At 68.9% G+C, this 14,290-nt stretch carries 14 protein-coding genes and 1 riboswitch; of the genes, 7 read left to right on the top strand and 7 right to left on the bottom strand.

All coding sequences use genetic code 11. From position 1 onward, the window contains the following. The first annotated feature begins 66 nt into the window (after positions 1-66). From M2157_RS23340 to M2157_RS23330, 3 genes are all read left to right on the top strand, one after another. The gene (locus M2157_RS23340) at positions 67-966 is read left to right on the top strand and encodes a DMT family transporter (protein WP_280863861.1); all 900 of its coding nucleotides are present in this window, start codon (positions 67-69) and stop codon (positions 964-966) included. 1,772 nt (positions 967-2,738) lie between these two features. Next, a complete protein-coding gene (locus M2157_RS23335) occupies positions 2,739-3,071 on the top strand; it encodes a MerR family transcriptional regulator (RefSeq protein ID WP_280863592.1) in 333 nt (110 codons plus the stop codon). Positions 3,072-3,137: 66 nt separating this feature from the next. Continuing rightward, positions 3,138-3,926 carry a hemolysin III family protein gene (locus M2157_RS23330; RefSeq protein WP_280863591.1) on the top strand — a complete coding sequence of 263 codons (789 nt, stop codon included), beginning with the start codon at positions 3,138-3,140 and terminating at the stop codon, positions 3,924-3,926. A 161-nt stretch (positions 3,927-4,087) separates the two neighbouring features. Here M2157_RS23330 and M2157_RS23325 read toward each other — a convergent pair whose 3' ends face one another. Then, on the bottom strand, positions 4,088-5,329 hold the full coding sequence (locus M2157_RS23325; RefSeq protein WP_280863590.1) for a PP2C family protein-serine/threonine phosphatase: 1,242 nt from the start codon (positions 5,327-5,329) through the stop codon (positions 4,088-4,090). A 1,111-nt stretch (positions 5,330-6,440) separates the two neighbouring features. Then, positions 6,441-6,788 carry a metalloregulator ArsR/SmtB family transcription factor gene (locus M2157_RS23320; RefSeq protein WP_059208288.1) on the bottom strand — a complete coding sequence of 116 codons (348 nt, stop codon included), beginning with the start codon at positions 6,786-6,788 and terminating at the stop codon, positions 6,441-6,443. A gap of 81 nt (positions 6,789-6,869) precedes the next feature. Next, positions 6,870-7,076, top strand: a riboswitch (cobalamin riboswitch). A gap of 28 nt (positions 7,077-7,104) precedes the next feature. On the opposite strand from M2157_RS23320, the gene M2157_RS23315 reads away from it, so the two are divergent. Continuing rightward, positions 7,105-8,199, top strand: a complete 1,095-nt coding sequence (locus M2157_RS23315) for a HoxN/HupN/NixA family nickel/cobalt transporter (RefSeq protein WP_280863589.1) — start codon at positions 7,105-7,107, stop codon at positions 8,197-8,199. A 49-nt stretch (positions 8,200-8,248) separates the two neighbouring features. Here M2157_RS23315 and M2157_RS23310 read toward each other — a convergent pair whose 3' ends face one another. The 5 genes from M2157_RS23310 to M2157_RS23290 all read right to left on the bottom strand — a co-directional run bounded on the left by M2157_RS23310 (position 8,249) and on the right by M2157_RS23290 (position 12,130). Continuing rightward, on the bottom strand, positions 8,249-9,211 hold the full coding sequence (locus tag M2157_RS23310; protein ID WP_280863588.1) for a nucleoside hydrolase: 963 nt from the start codon (positions 9,209-9,211) through the stop codon (positions 8,249-8,251). Between the two features lie 38 nt (positions 9,212-9,249). After that, positions 9,250-10,494, bottom strand: a complete 1,245-nt coding sequence (gene thrS, locus M2157_RS23305; protein ID WP_280866117.1) for a threonine--tRNA ligase — start codon at positions 10,492-10,494, stop codon at positions 9,250-9,252. 272 nt (positions 10,495-10,766) lie between these two features. Beyond that, positions 10,767-11,042 (bottom strand): hypothetical protein, encoded by a 276-nt coding sequence (locus tag M2157_RS23300; protein WP_280863586.1) that lies wholly within the window; start codon positions 11,040-11,042, stop codon positions 10,767-10,769. Positions 11,043-11,051: 9 nt separating this feature from the next. After that, positions 11,052-11,243, bottom strand: coding sequence for a DUF397 domain-containing protein (locus M2157_RS23295; RefSeq protein ID WP_280863585.1), 192 nt, complete (start codon positions 11,241-11,243; stop codon positions 11,052-11,054). A 5-nt stretch (positions 11,244-11,248) separates the two neighbouring features. Continuing rightward, positions 11,249-12,130, bottom strand: coding sequence for a helix-turn-helix transcriptional regulator (locus tag M2157_RS23290; RefSeq protein WP_280863584.1), 882 nt, complete (start codon positions 12,128-12,130; stop codon positions 11,249-11,251). 176 nt (positions 12,131-12,306) lie between these two features. Here M2157_RS23290 and M2157_RS23285 point away from each other — a divergent pair, with 176 nt between their 5' ends. The 3 genes from M2157_RS23285 to M2157_RS23275 are packed head-to-tail and all read left to right on the top strand — an operon-like array spanning position 12,307 to position 14,252. Next, positions 12,307-12,825 (top strand): ATP-binding protein, encoded by a 519-nt coding sequence (locus M2157_RS23285; protein WP_280863583.1) that lies wholly within the window; start codon positions 12,307-12,309, stop codon positions 12,823-12,825. A 34-nt stretch (positions 12,826-12,859) separates the two neighbouring features. Continuing rightward, positions 12,860-13,555: an alpha/beta fold hydrolase gene (locus tag M2157_RS23280; protein ID WP_280866116.1), complete on the top strand. Its 696-nt coding sequence runs from the start codon at positions 12,860-12,862 to the stop codon at positions 13,553-13,555. 58 nt (positions 13,556-13,613) lie between these two features. Then, on the top strand, positions 13,614-14,252 hold the full coding sequence (locus M2157_RS23275; RefSeq protein ID WP_280863581.1) for a hypothetical protein: 639 nt from the start codon (positions 13,614-13,616) through the stop codon (positions 14,250-14,252). Positions 14,253-14,290: the final 38 nt, after the last annotated feature.

The raw sequence follows: 14,290 nt of genomic DNA, 5'->3' as shown, positions 1-14,290 counted from the left end.
ACCGATCTGTATAGTGGTCAACGCAAGGAGGTATACAGATCGGTATAGTTTTGGGTGGTGACTCCCATGAACGTCCTGCTCTCCGCCGCCTTCGTCGTGTGCTGGAGCTCGGGATTCGTCGGCGCCAAGCTCGGCACGCAGGACGCCGGTGCGATGACGCTCCTGATGTGGCGCTTCCTGCCACTGGCGGCCGTCCTCACCGCGGTGGCCGTCCGCCGGGGCCGCGCTCCCTGGCGTGCCCTGGCACCCCGCGACCTCGCCCGCCAGGCCCTGATCGGACTGCTCTCCCAGAGCGGCTACCTGCTCACCGTCTACTACGCCATCCAGCTCGGCGTCTCCAGCGGTACGACGGCCCTGATCGACGGCACCCAGCCGCTGGTCGCGGGAGCGCTCGCCGGCCCGCTGCTGCGTGAGTACGTCTCGGCCAGGCAGTGGCTCGGCCTGTGCCTGGGCCTCGGCGGAGTCGCCCTGGTCACCACGGCCGACGCGGCGGCGACCACGGGCGTGGCCTGGTGGACCTACCTCGTCCCGTTCGCCGGGATGCTCTCGCTGGTCGCGGCCACCTTCCTCGACCGGCGCTCCGGCACTCCGGTGACCCCGGCGGTGTCGCTGACCGTCCACTGCGCCACCAGCGCCGTCGTCTTCACGACCGCCGCTGTGGCGACCGGCACCGCGACCCCGCCCACCACCGGCTCCTTCTGGCTGGCGACGCTCTGGCTCGTGACCCTCTCCACCTTCGGCGGCTACGGCCTGTACTGGCTCGTCCTCCAGCGCTCCGGAGTCACCGAGGTCAACACCCTCATGTTCCTCATGGCCCCCGTCACCGCGGTCTGGGGCGCCCTGATGTTCGACGAACCCTTCACCACCCAGACCGCGGCAGGCCTGGCGGTCGCCTTGACGGCGGTGGCGGTGGTGCGGGGGGCGGGCTCCCGGACGGGGGAGGCGGAGCCCGCCCGGCCCCGCTGACGGTCGCCGGAGAACACCGCCGCTGGGCGGGGCCCCCGCCACATCCACGCTCGGAGTCGTCAGTCTCTGTGCCGTCGCTGCCATCAACTCATCGGCTCACACACCGCCTGGATCGGTACGCTTCCGTCCGGAGGCGGGAATGTTCATTACCGTGGCTTTCGGCGCTGGTGGTGCCTTCTCCCTGGCTCTTGGCACGTGGTTCGTCCGGCGGCAATGCCGCAGGCACGCCAGCACCCTCGCGAGCTGGGGCGGACTCGCTCTCGGAGTAGGGCAGTTGATACGCGCCGCAGGATCCTTGACCGGAGACCGTCAGGCGCTCGGCGACATCCTCGCCATCTGCTTTCCAGCAATCTGGGTGGTCGGCTCCGTCCTGATGGCAAGTGGCCGGGACACGTCCCGGAACGGTCGCGGCGGCCGGAAGCGCCGGAAACTGCCCCCGATCCGCCCATGACGGGTTGCACCTCCAACACGCTCTCCAACTGTGGTGGTGGGGTCGTGACGCTCCTACGGGGGCGTCATGGGCATTCGACCGGAGAAGCGGCTTCCGGCTTCGGCCTGGTCTTCAACGCCGCGTACGCTCGCTCGACCTCCCCCAGGTACTGCTCCAAGCGGAATCGAACCTCCTCGATGGGCCTGCCATCGGGGCCCGGGTACATCACGTCGGACCAGATGACCGTCTCGCCCCGGAGACGGACCCGGATTGTCAGCCTGTCCGGCCCTGGCTCCGGCCGCTCCTGCGTTGCCACATCCACCGCGCACGGCATGTCCGTCGGATAGAGCGGTCCACCTGGGCGGAGCAGTCGCTTAGGGCCGACGCCGGCCATTCGGCCATCGCTGCGCGCAACGACGTCGAGGCCATCGACGAAGAGGTATGTGTGAACGGCAACACACGCGGGCGGCCCATGACACGCGCTGACGAGCAGCGTGCTCACCGCACCATCGCTGTGCCCATCGGGCACGGTGGCCCTCACCTCGCGCGGTGACCTACGCGGCATCCGCCTGATGTGACGTCATGGGCCGATGCTAGCGGCAACGCCGATGGTCGTCGTTGACGACTGCTCAGCGGCCTCGGGTGGCCCAGGGATCGGGCTCAGCGGACGCGCCCCCTCTGGAGGCGGTCGTCTACCGGCTGAGCAACCAGGACCCCACGGTGTCGGCAGCGGGGGCTCTCATCGCCGGCTGCCAGTCCTCTATCACCGTTCGAGGCGGATTACCTCACCGTCGAACGCGCGGAAATCTATCGTGGCTGGAGTAGACATTGGGTGGCGCCATGGTTATGGTTTCTCTCGTAGCCCAGAGAGTCAGAAGGGCCCGGCAGACACGAACTGCCAGGCAGCAGTACGTAGTTGCAGTGCGCAGGACGGTGCGGTGGTGGAGTTCCGAAGCCAGGGTTGCCGCAGGACGGCGACGGGGCTGACGACCGGACCGGGTGGCCCGCAGTGATCAGGGGCCGCCATTCGCAGTACCCAGCAGTGCAAGCAGTACGCAGTACCCGTTTGGCAAGTGATTGGTTCAGAGGGAAGAACGGAGGAGCCGAGCGCCATCAGGATCGCCCGGGCGGAGTCTTGAGCCCGGGTACCGCAGGACATCGACAGTGAGGTGGTCTCCGGTCAGGCAATCGCGATCCCAGCAGCCCCGACGGCATCTCGATCGGGTCTGCGGAAACGGAAGGCCGGCGCAGTACCAGGGCCGGCAGATGGTGTAGCAGTTCCTTCGGGGTCCTGGTGCCGTACGGCACCAGGACCCCTCCACGCGTTCCACAGAGAGGTGAGATGACAGCAGACGATCCGCTCGGCCGTCTCGACGACGACGATTACCCCGCCTACACCATGGGGCGAGCTGCCGAGATGCTCGGCACCACCCCCAGCTTCCTCCGCGCCCTCGGCGAAGCCCGCCTCATCACCCCGCTCCGCTCCGAGGGCGGACATCGCCGCTACTCCCGCTACCAGCTGCGGATCGCCGCCCGCGCCCGGGAACTCGTCGACCACGGCACCCCCATCGAGGCTGCCTGCCGCATCATCATCCTCGAAGACCAGCTCGAAGAAGCCCAGCGCATCAACGCCGAGTACCGCCGCGCCGCCTCCCGGCACACGGCCGGCATCTGACCCGCAGCCCGCAGCCCGCAGCGAGTGGCAGGCCGCACTGATCCGTCGATTTCAGAATACGAGCGCATGACCGCCGAAGACACTCAGCCGCAGGCACACGGGCGCGATCCCCAGCCTCGCCCCGGCACCACTCCCGACGTCTCGCGCCCCGCGGTCGATGCGCCTGCCGGTCCAACCGGCCGACCGACTGCCGCCGGCCTGGAAGGCGGGGCGGAGCGTGTGGCCGCTGCGCTGAAGCCGAGGATGCGCGGCTGGCTGCACGCCGGCGTCTTCCCCCTGTCCCTGGTCGGCGGCATCGTCCTGATCGCCATCTCACGCTCGGCGGCGGCAGTGGCGGCCTGCTCGGTGTACGCGCTGTCGGCCTGTCTGCTGTTCGGCACCAGCGGGGTCTACCACCGCGGAACGTGGGGTCCGCGCGGGGAGGCGGTCCTGCGGCGGCTGGACCACGCGAACATCTTCCTGATCATCGCCGGCACCTACACCCCGCTGGCGGTACTGCTGCTGCCCGCGGGTCAGCAGCGGGTGCTGCTGGCCGTGGTGTGGGCGGGTGCCCTCGCCGGCATCGCCTTCCGCATCCTGTGGATCGGGGCTCCCCGGTGGCTGTACACCCCGTGCTACATCGCGCTGGGCTGGGTCGCCGTCTTCAACCTGCCCGACTTCGCCCGCACCGGCGGCACCGCGGTCGTCGTACTCGTCATCGCGGGCGGTCTGCTCTACACCGCGGGCGCCGTCGTCTACGGACTCAAGCGCCCCGACCCCTCACCGGCCTGGTTCGGCTTCCACGAGGTCTTCCACGCCCTCACCATCGCGGCCTTCACCGCGCACTACACGGCCATCCTTCTGGCAGCCACATGACCGCGTGCGGAGGCAGAGCCAAGTCTCCGTCACAGATGTCACGGGCCTGACTGTTCCTCGGCCTGCCGGGCGAGGGCTGTCGCCCATGGTATTTGCGACCTTGGGCGCGAAACCCCAGGTCGGCGGCAGGCCCCAGCGAGGGAGCCGGTGCATCGTCGCGCTCAGTCGACGATGGCGAGGTGATCGGCGTCGCCGCCTCGCCACTCGACGAGGAAGATGGTCGCGTCGTCGGTCGTGGTGCCGCCGCGTTCGTGTTTCAGGGCGTGGGAGAGCGCTCGCACCACCGCCCGTACCTCCGTGCGCTCGCGGAGGATCCGGTTGGTCCATTCGACGAGCTGATCCTCGCCGAACTGTTCCCCGCCGGTGTGGTGTTCCTCGATGAGTCCGTCAGTGAAGCACAGCAACCGGTCGCCGGGTCGCAGCATCCGCTCGCTGACCACCGGCTCCTCACCGCCGAAGCCGACAGGCAACGTGGTCGGGCTCTCCAGCCGGTCCACCACAGCGCGGCCCCGGATCAGCAGTGGAGCCGGATGGCCTGCGTTGACCCACTGCAGTCGGCCGGTGTTGATGTCCAGAATCATCATCTGCGCGGTGACGAAGTGGTCGGGGCCGAACTGCTCGTTGATGGCCTTGTCCATGAACGCGTACACCTGGGACAGATCGGTGTGGGCCCGCCGCGTGTGGCGATAGGCGCCGATGGCCACCGTCGCCATGGTCGCCGCGTCCAGCCCGTGGCCCATCGCGTCGATCATGGCCACGTGCAGAACGTCGCCGTTGAGGGCGTAGTCGAAGCTGTCGCCGGCCACGTCGTAGGCGGGCTCCAGGATCCCGGCCACCTCGACCTGCGGAATCGTCATCGACAGCGGGGGCAGCAACGACCACTGGATCTCCGCGGCCACGCTCATCGGGGCGCTGCGGCGGGCCTGGAAGAACTGGTCGGTATAGGCGTCCTTGGTGACGATCATGTCCGCGACCAGACCGGCGAGTCTGCGCAGCAGTCGCCGGTCGTCGTCATCGACGCGGTCCAGGGTGACGGCCATCACCCCGATCTGGTCGCTTCCGTCCAGCAGCGGCAGGTACATCCGCACACTGCCGTCCTTCGGCACCTCCACCGTTCTGCGGCCCAGGAACGCCTCGCCGGCGGGGGAGTCCTCGACCGACTCGGGGCCGCCGACCTTCAGCCGCCGCCCCGGCAGCGGGACCAGCAGCACCTGTTCGTAGTCCTGCAGGAGGATGGAGACCTCCCGCCCCCCGACCCTGGCCACCTCTTCCGCGACGAGCGGGGCGATCAACTCCGGCGGCATCTCGTGTGCGCGGTCCAGCAGCACCCCGAGCAGCCGTTCGCCGAACCCCTCGGACCGGTCCACCCCGACCCTGTCCGGCCTACGCCCACGGTCCGTCATAGCTTCTGCTTTCCTTCGTCCTCTGACATGGGGAACTCAGCGGGGTGGCTGCGTCCACACGGTGTTCGCCGGGCGGTCCGGTGCCCCGGCCTCGTCCCACCCCACAGCCGATGCGGGGCGGTGGCGGCCGGAACGGCGCCGCCGGCACAACCCCGACGACGTATCCCGAGGCGGTGCCCGTAGCAACGCACACCCTGCCCCTCTCGGATCCACCAGCAGGCAACCGCGATCAGCGTGGAACGACGCCGCCGACCGGCACAGGCTCGCATCGCCGACCGGTCCAACGAGCCGATTGCGCCATGGGCAGCATGTCGCCCCCGAATTCCGTGCACCACAAGGGGCTTGGGCCGACTGAGACAGGGAGAGGTCGACCGGTCGGCGGGCCGGGTCTGGGCCACCGGACCTGATCACAGGGGGGCCGACGGTGGCCGTGGCCGGCCTGCCGGTCGCGGTGTTCGCGCAGACCGCTTCCAGAATGCCGATCCTGCGCCATGCCGGGTCCCCGACGCCGTGGCCGCGCCCCTCCGGACATCCGCGGAACGATCACGCCGTGCTGGGCCGGCCGCGTCCGCCGAGCTTCAACGACCCCGGCGTATACACACCGGGGTCGCCCTTCCGGGCCGGTCGCACGTGAGAGTGTGCCGACCCGCTTTCATGCTATGCCTGGTGCACATTTCGGGCATCCGGTGTTTCGCGGTTCTCGCGGCGCAGTGCACACATCACGGCCTCGATCGGTCATGGAGGGTCATACAGGTGGCTGTGATTTCTGTGCGGGCCGCTGTGGCGCGCTGCCCCCGTTGCTGAGGTTGCTGTACTTCGCTGCTGTACTGCATCACAGCTCCACTCGGGACTCCGTCTCACTGCTCCCCTGCCGCAACACGACGTACGCCGGCCTGCGAAGCGACGGCTCCATGACCTTGAGCAGCGTCTGGGCATCCGGCCCGTAGGCGTACAACCACCGGGCAGCCTTGGCCGACCTCGCAGCAGCTCTGGCAGCGAACCTCGTGGGTGACGACGGCGAGCACTACGCGGGGGCCGCCAATTCCGTTCCGACGTGGAAACCTTCGACCGCCCAGCGAGCCACGCTGATCGGCACGTACCCCCGACCGGCTCAGGACACCTGCGCCAACAGCCCGCGCACCGCCTCGTCCACCACCCGGTACCGCACCACCCGCCCCTCCTTCTCCCCCGCCACCACCCCGGCCGCCCGCAGCAGCCGTAGCGCCTGGGACACGGCGGGGTCGTTCATGCCCGTCGCGATCGCGAGGTCGGAGACCGCCAGCGGGCCGGTGCGGTGCAGGGCCAGGAGCAGGGAGAGGCGGTTCGGGTCGGCCAGGAGGGCGAAGCGGTCGGACCAGGTGCGGACGTGTCCCGGGTCGCCGATCGCGGCGATGGCGTCGCACACCCGGTGTCCGTCGATCGTGCGGCGGTCGGCTCGGTCGGCCGGGACGAGGTGCATGGCGCTCATCCTCGCAGGCAGCCCTGTGTGATCTTCCATACCTGCGCAGGTGTGCAGCTATGCAGGAGACCCCGCGCCCGCCTACGGTGGGCGGGCCGTGGTGCTCGGGAAGCCGGTGACGACCCCTCAAAGGTCCAGTCCGGTGCGGCCCTCGCCACTGTGATCGGGGAGTTTCCCTCCCACGTCCCTCGCGGGACAGCCACTGGCCGTCACCATCAGGCCGGGAAGGCGGGCAGGGAAACGCACGACCCGTAAGCCAGGAGACCGGCCACGGCAGCTCACGCGTTCATCCACGAGGTGCTGGAGTGACCACCGTATGACTGATCCTGCGCTGCCCGAGACCGCCGCCGCCTCCTTCCGCTGGCGGCGCGAGGACACCGTCAAGACGGTCGGTCTGATGGTCGCGATAGCCGCCCTGCACATCGTCGCCTTCGGCATCCTCTTCCTGCTGGTCGTCCCGGAGCACTACGAGGTGGGCGACAAGGCCTTCGGCATCGGACTCGGGATCACCGCCTACACCCTCGGTATGCGGCACGCCTTCGACGCCGACCACATCGCCGCGATCGACAACACCACGCGCAAGCTGATGGCGGACGGCAAGCGGCCGGTGTCCGGAGGGTTCTGGTTCGCGCTCGGGCACTCCAGTGTCGTGGTCCTGCTCGCCGCGCTGATCGCCGGCGGCACCCAGCTGGCCGGCAAGGTCATGAACGAGGGGTCAAGTACCCACCAGGTGCTCGGATTTCTCGGTACGACGGTCTCCGGGTCGTTCCTCTATCTCATCGCCGCTCTCAACCTGGTCGCCCTGATGGGCATCCTGAAGGTCTTCCGGGCGATGCGGGCGGGAACGTACGACGAGAAGGAGCTGGAGCAGCATCTCGACTCGCGCGGCTTCATGAACCGGATCCTCGGGCGGCTCACCAAGTCCATCACCCGGCCGGGGCAGATGTTTCCGCTGGGCTTCCTGTTCGGGCTCGGCTTCGACACGGCCACGGAAGTGACCCTGATGGTGATGGCCGGGTCGGGTGCGGCCGCGGGCCTTCCCTGGTACGCCATCCTCTGTCTGCCGCTGCTCTTCGCCGCCGGCATGAGCCTGTTCGACACCCTCGACGGCACGTTCATGAACTTCGCCTACCAGTGGGCCTTCTCCAACCCCGTCCGCAAGGTCTTCTACAACCTCGCCATCACCGGTCTGTCCATCGCGGTCGCCTTCTTCATCGGCACGATCGAGCTCGTCGGCGTCCTGCACGACAAGCTCGACCTCACCGACGCCCTCACCACCTGGATCGCCGACATCGACCTCGACAACGTCGGCTACGTCATCGTCGGCCTGTTCGTGGTGGTGTGGGCGGCGGCGATCGCCTACTGGCGGCTCGCGAAGGTGGAGCAGCGGTGGGGCGTCAGCAGTTCTTGAGGGACCACCCCCCGGTGCTGCGAGCCCGCTGCGAGCGGCCGGGCCACGGCTAGGCGCCCTCCACCGCCGTCAGCCACAGCTTCACGTACCGCTCCACGTCGACGCCCAACCCCACGTCCACGAGCGTCACTTCACGTTCGCCGTCGTGGATCTCGGACTCGCCGGGACGGCGGCGGCGGTCGACGACGGTCTGGCCGCGGGTCGGGCCCGGGGCCAGGCTCACCTCCACCGGCAGGAGTTCGGTGGTCAGACCGTCCGGGTCGACGACCGCGCAGACCGCGCCCGCGTCGCCGAGGCCGCCCGTGGGGGTGGGGTCGCCGGAGGTGGCCGGGTCGCGGTGGGCGAGGAGTTCCCCGGCCATGCGCAGGCTGGGCTCCGAACTCGCCCGCAGCCGCTGGACGTCGGCGGCGGGGACGACGACCCGCTCGAAGACGTCCAGGCCGTACATGGTGATCGGCACCCCGGCGGTGAGCAGCACGGCGGCCGCTTCGGGGTCGTGCCAGACGTTGAACTCCGCGACCGGCGTGGCGTTCCCGGTCGCCACCGCGCCGCCCATGAACACGATCCGCTCGATGTTCCGCACCACCTCGGGGTGCGTACGAAGGAGCAGGGCGATGTTGGTGAGCGGCGCGGTCGGGATCAGCGTGACCGGGCGGGGCGAGGCGAGGATCTCCCGCCTGAGCAGGGTCACCGCGTCCACGTCCACCGCCACCCGGGTCGGCGCGGGCAGCCCCAGGTCACCCATGCCGTCGAGGCCGTGCACGTGCTGCGCGGTGCGCACGGGCTCGATCAGCGGCCGCGCGGCGCCCCGGGCGACGGGGATGTCCCCGGCCCCGGCCTGCTCCAGGACGGTCAGAGTGTTGCGGACGACGCCGTCGACGTCGGTGTTCCCGGCGACACAGGTGACCGCGCGCAGATCGATGCCTGGATGCCGTACGGCGAACAGCAGGGCCAGGGCGTCGTCGACACCGGTGTCGCAGTCGATGATCACCGGGATGGGCTGACCGGTCACGGCGGGGGTCCTTTCGTCACTGGCATACGGGTCCGACCTTACGCAGCCGCCCAGAGTTCGGCCCCGCGATCACCGGCCCGGGCACCGATCCGCTCCAGCAGCTCGTCGACCGGCACCGCTCCTGGCCTACGGCCGTCCCGCAGTCGTACGGCCGCACAGCCGGCGTCGGCCTCCCGCTCCCCGATCACCGCCTGGTACGGCACGAGGCGCGCGGCGCGGACGCGGGCGCCGAGGGTGCCGTGGCCGGGGCCCGAGAGTTCGGCCCGGACGCCGCGCGCTTCGGCCTGCCGTACGAGGTCATGGGCCCGTTCCTCCTGGGCGTCGCCCACCGGCAGAACCACCAGCTGTACGGGGGCGAGCCACACCGGGAAGGCACCGCCGTGCGCCTCGATGAGATGGGCGACCGCCCGTTCCACGCTGCCGATGATGCTGCGGTGGACCATCACCGGGCGGTGTTTGCCGCCGTCGGGGCCGATGTAGTGGAGGTCGAAGCGTTCGGGCTGGTGGAAGTCGATCTGGACGGTGGAGAGGGTGGACTCCCGACCGGCGGGGTCGGTGATCTGTACGTCGATCTTGGGGCCGTAGAAAGCCGCCTCGCCCTCGACCGACTCGTACTCGATGCCGTCCAGGACCTCTTCGAGGAGGGCGGTGGCGCGGCGCCAGAGCGCGGGGTCCGCGACGTACTTGCCGGAGTCTCCCGGGAGGGACAGACGGAACCTGGACGCTCGGATGCCGAGGTCGTCGTAGGCGCGCCGGATGAGTCCGAGGGCGGCGCGGGCTTCCGCCACGGCCTGCTCAGGGGTGCAGAAGATGTGGGCGTCGTTGAGCTGGATGGAGCGGACGCGGGTGAGACCGCCGAGGACGCCCGACAGTTCGGAGCGGTACATGCCGCCCAACTCGGCGATCCGCAGGGGAAGTTCACGGTAGCTGTGGGCCCGTGACCGATAGATGAGCGCGTGGTGCGGGCAGAGGCTGGGCCGCAGCACGACCTCCTCGCCGCCCAGCCGCATCGGCGGGAACATGTCGTCGCCGTAGTGCGACCAGTGCCCGGAGATCTCGTACAGCTCCCGCTTCCCGAGCACCGGCGAGTACACATGCCGGTACCCGGCGGCCCGCTCCGCCTCCCTGACGTACTCCTCCAGGACATGCCGTACGACGGCCCCGTCGGGCAGCCAGTACGGCAGCCCCGCGCCCATCAGCGGATCGGTGTCGAACAGCTCGAGCTCACGGCCGAGTCGGCGGTGGTCATGCTGCATGGGGTTGATGTGGTTCGTGGGGTTCATGGGGTCCTCCCTCGCGATGGGGGGGGCGAGGAGCCGACGGGAACGACGAAGCCCCGGGGCACTCGCCCCGGGGCTTCGGACTGCGTCAGCTGTCAGCGCGCCGGGACCTGCTCCGGCGTCGTCGTGATGGAGGGGATGGCTTGGGCGCGCTGCATGGGGTGAGGGTAAGGGGAGGGGTGGGGGTGGGGCGAAGGGTTTTCGGGCGGGGTGGCGTTCTGGCACGTCGAGTCCGTGTGCAGCCGGGACCTGTCGGAACCTGGCGGAGTAGTGGATCAGGTCAGGGCCCGGTACTCGGGGGACGGATCGGCCAGTTCGGGATGCTCGACGGGGTAGCGCTCCCCGTGGATCCGGCTCATCGCCCAGTGCCAGGCCTCGTCGTGGAAGACCAGGCCGCGGTAGGGGTGGCCGGCCGGTTCATAGGGGTAGCAGCGCAGGGCCGCCGCCCGGGACGCGGACAGGGACATGCCGCCGTGGTGGTGCATCACCCAGGCGTAGGCGCGGCGCTCGGACCGGAGGAGGTCGAGGTATTCGGCTTCGGTCCAGGTCATGGGGGCTGGTCAGGGGTGCGCGCGGTGCAGGGACCGTATGAAGGTGGTCCAGGTGTCGGGGACGACTTGGAGTATCGGTCCGCCGGGGGTCTTGGAGTCGCGGACGGCGATGGTGTGGGGGTGGTTGCGGGCGACTTCGACGCACTCGCCGTGCGCGTCGCCGCTGCTGTACGTGGACTTCCTGAACTCGTAGTCGGACACGGGCCCTACATCTCCTTGCGGATGCCGTCGATGAGTCTTACGGAGTTGCTGTGCGCGAGTCCGAGCCGCGTGATCCGATCGAAGGTCGCGTTGTGGTGCGCGGCGTCAGTCTCGCTCTCCAACCAGACCTTCGTCGACGAAGTATCCACCTGTACGACGTCCAGAGCACCGGGCTCAGCGAAGGAGACGACGGTGAAGGCACAGGTCATCCCGGGGTGGGCGCCGACGATGAAGGGGACCACCTGCACCCGCACGTTGGGCAGGTGCGCCGCCTCCAGCAGATGCTCCAGCTGAGCCCGCATGACATCTCGACCACCGACCAATTGGCGTACGGCACCCTCATGAAGCAACGCCCAAAGCTGTAGCGGGCGTTCGCCGCCCAGCCTCGCCTGCCGGGCCATCCTCGCCTCGACGAAGGTCTCGATCTCGTCGAGGTCGTCCCAGGAACCGTTCCCGACTGCGAGGGCACGGGCGTAGTCGGCGGTCTGCAAGAGGCCGGGCACAAAGGCGAGTTGCCAGGTGCGGAGTTCCGTGGCGATGTCCTCCAAGGCCACGTACTCGATCTGCGCGGTCAGTTGCGGGTACTGGTTCCACCAGCCCTTTGCCTTACGCCGTTCCCGATCCGCCTTGGCGAGGGCGAGCAACTTGCCGATAACTGCCTCGTCGGTCTCGCCGTACAGATGGGACAAGGCCCTGATGTCGGGATCGCGCAACGGCACCTGCCCGCGCTCGATCTTCGCCACCTTGGTGACGGATGCCGTCAGCGCCTCCGCGGCATGTGCCTGCCTGAGATCACGCGCTTCTCGCATCCGCAGCAGCTCACCACCGAGCCGCCGCCCCAGAACGGTCGTGATGGTCTTCCCACGGTCGGGGTTCCTGCCTGCCACGCGTGCCCTCCTTAGGTAAGGCCAGCAATATTTCTGCCCTGTTCGATTTCTGCCCAATTTCCCTAGAGGCTACCGTCAGTACTCGACCGCTCGCTCAGCGAAACCAGTTGGCGGAAGTGCACCGTGCTGCCCGCACGGCGGAGCCACCCCCGACTTCCCAGCCCCCGGAGGAACCCGTGACCGACGCCTGCCCTCCCCGCCCGCCCAAGTCCTACGACCGCCACGACGAAGTCAGTTACACCCCGTACCCGCGCAGCATCCCCCTCGCCCGCAGGCACGTGGCCGGACTCGCCGTCGACTGGGGCCATCCGGCCCTCGCCGGCGACGCAGCCCTGGTGGCAAGCGAGTTGTGCACGAACGCCCTGCTGCACGGCTGCCTACGAGACCGCCTCTTCCGCGTCGAGACGACCCTCACCGCCACCGCCCTCCGCATCGCGGTGACCGACCCGAGAGGAGAACGCCTCCCCGGCACCCGGCCGCCCCACCCCGACGACCAGTTCGGCCGAGGGCTGCTCATCGTCCGTGTGCTGGCGGGTCGTTGGGCGGTGGAGAGGCTCACGGTCGGCAAGACGGTATGGGCGGAACTGGACCTCCCGAGGAAGTGCGATGCGCCGCGTGAGCAACCCCAACCGATCCATGCCCCGTCTCCTATTTGCTCTGCTGCAGACCTCCACAACCAAACTGAATTCACTTAAGGTTCGGTTGAAGTCATTGACGAGGAGGTCAACCATGGCGTTTGTTCTCATCCACGGTGCAAGCTTCGGCGCGAACTGCTGGGACGAGCTGATCCCCCATCTCGGTGCGGAAGCGTTGGCAGTCGATCTTCCCGGGCGCGGCAGCAGGGCCGGAGTCGACCTGGGCACGGTCACTCTCGCCGACTGCGCCGATGCGGTCCGGGAGGACGTCGAGGCGAAGGACCTGCGGGACGTCGTACTGGTCGGTCACTCCTTCGCGGGAGTCACGATGCCGCGCGTCTTGGACCTCATACCCAACCGGATCCGCCACGTCGTCCTCGTGTCGGCCGTGGTGCCGCCGGACAGATCCCGGGTCCTTGACCAGATCGATCCCGAAGTGCGGGATCTGGTGGAGCAGTCCATCGCCGACGGCGTCTACCACCAGACCCGCGAGGGCGCCGCCGCAATGCTGTGCAACGACATGGACGAGGCGACCACCACGTCCGTCCTGGACCGGCTTGCCGACGATTCGGCCGCCCTGCTGAGCGAGACAGTGGACCTCAGCGGCTACCGACGCGAAATCCCCCGGACCTACGTGCACCTCACGCGGGACCAGTGCTACGTCGAGGAACTCCAGCAGCGATCCATAGCGCTGCTTCGGCCCGACGTCATCGATCTCGACACCGGTCACATGGCAATGATCAGTGCACCCGAAAAGCTTGCCTCCGTCCTCAACACCATTCACGGCTGATCGCCGGTTTTGGCAGATGCTTGACCCCCGTCAATGGCGGGGCCCCTACTCTTCCTTCATGGCGGATCACCAACCGACCCACGCGGGCGTTCCTGACGCCTCCGTCATCCCAAAGCCTGCGTCACGCCGACGTGTTCGCTTGGCTGTTGCCTGCATCGTGATGGGGCTGGCAGTGATCATGGTGGTACCGGCATTGCTCGCGGCGCCGTTGGCAGATCCTTCTCCGATCTTCATGACGGCTGGCGTCATCGCCGGGTTCGGCTGCTGCGCCCTGCCTCACCTCTGCGTGGCACGAAAGCCCTGGCACAGACACGGCCCTGCCTCGCGGTTCCTGACCGCGCGAACCTGGACCGGGCACCGCACGATCGACCTGCACCACCTACGGAGCGTGCGGACCTGGAAAGAGGCCTATCGAGGCGGCGCCACCACGTACCTGATCATCACCGACACCTCCGGTACCCGCTTGAGCTTCGAGAGTCCCGAGGCGGATCGCCTCATACGCCGGTACGCCATCGAGCGGCCGCAGGACGCACCCGAGAGCCACCCGATACGCGTGACCCGACTGGCACTGGCCGACCTGGACATCAAGCCACTTCCCCGCGGCCTCTCCGCTCTCCGGTCCCTGCTCTCTGTAGAGCGATCTGCCCTGCTGGTTGTCGGCCCGATGATGATCTCGGCAGCCCTCGCGTCCCACTGAGCCAGCTCGCGCGTCAAAGTGAGACCACCGCACCTACT

This window comes from Streptomyces sp. SAI-127 (genome assembly GCF_029894425.1).
Classification (GTDB): Bacteria; Actinomycetota; Actinomycetes; order Streptomycetales; family Streptomycetaceae; genus Streptomyces.
The sequence above is the reverse complement of the archived record's forward strand: the minus strand, read 5'-3'. Positions and strand labels throughout refer to the sequence as shown.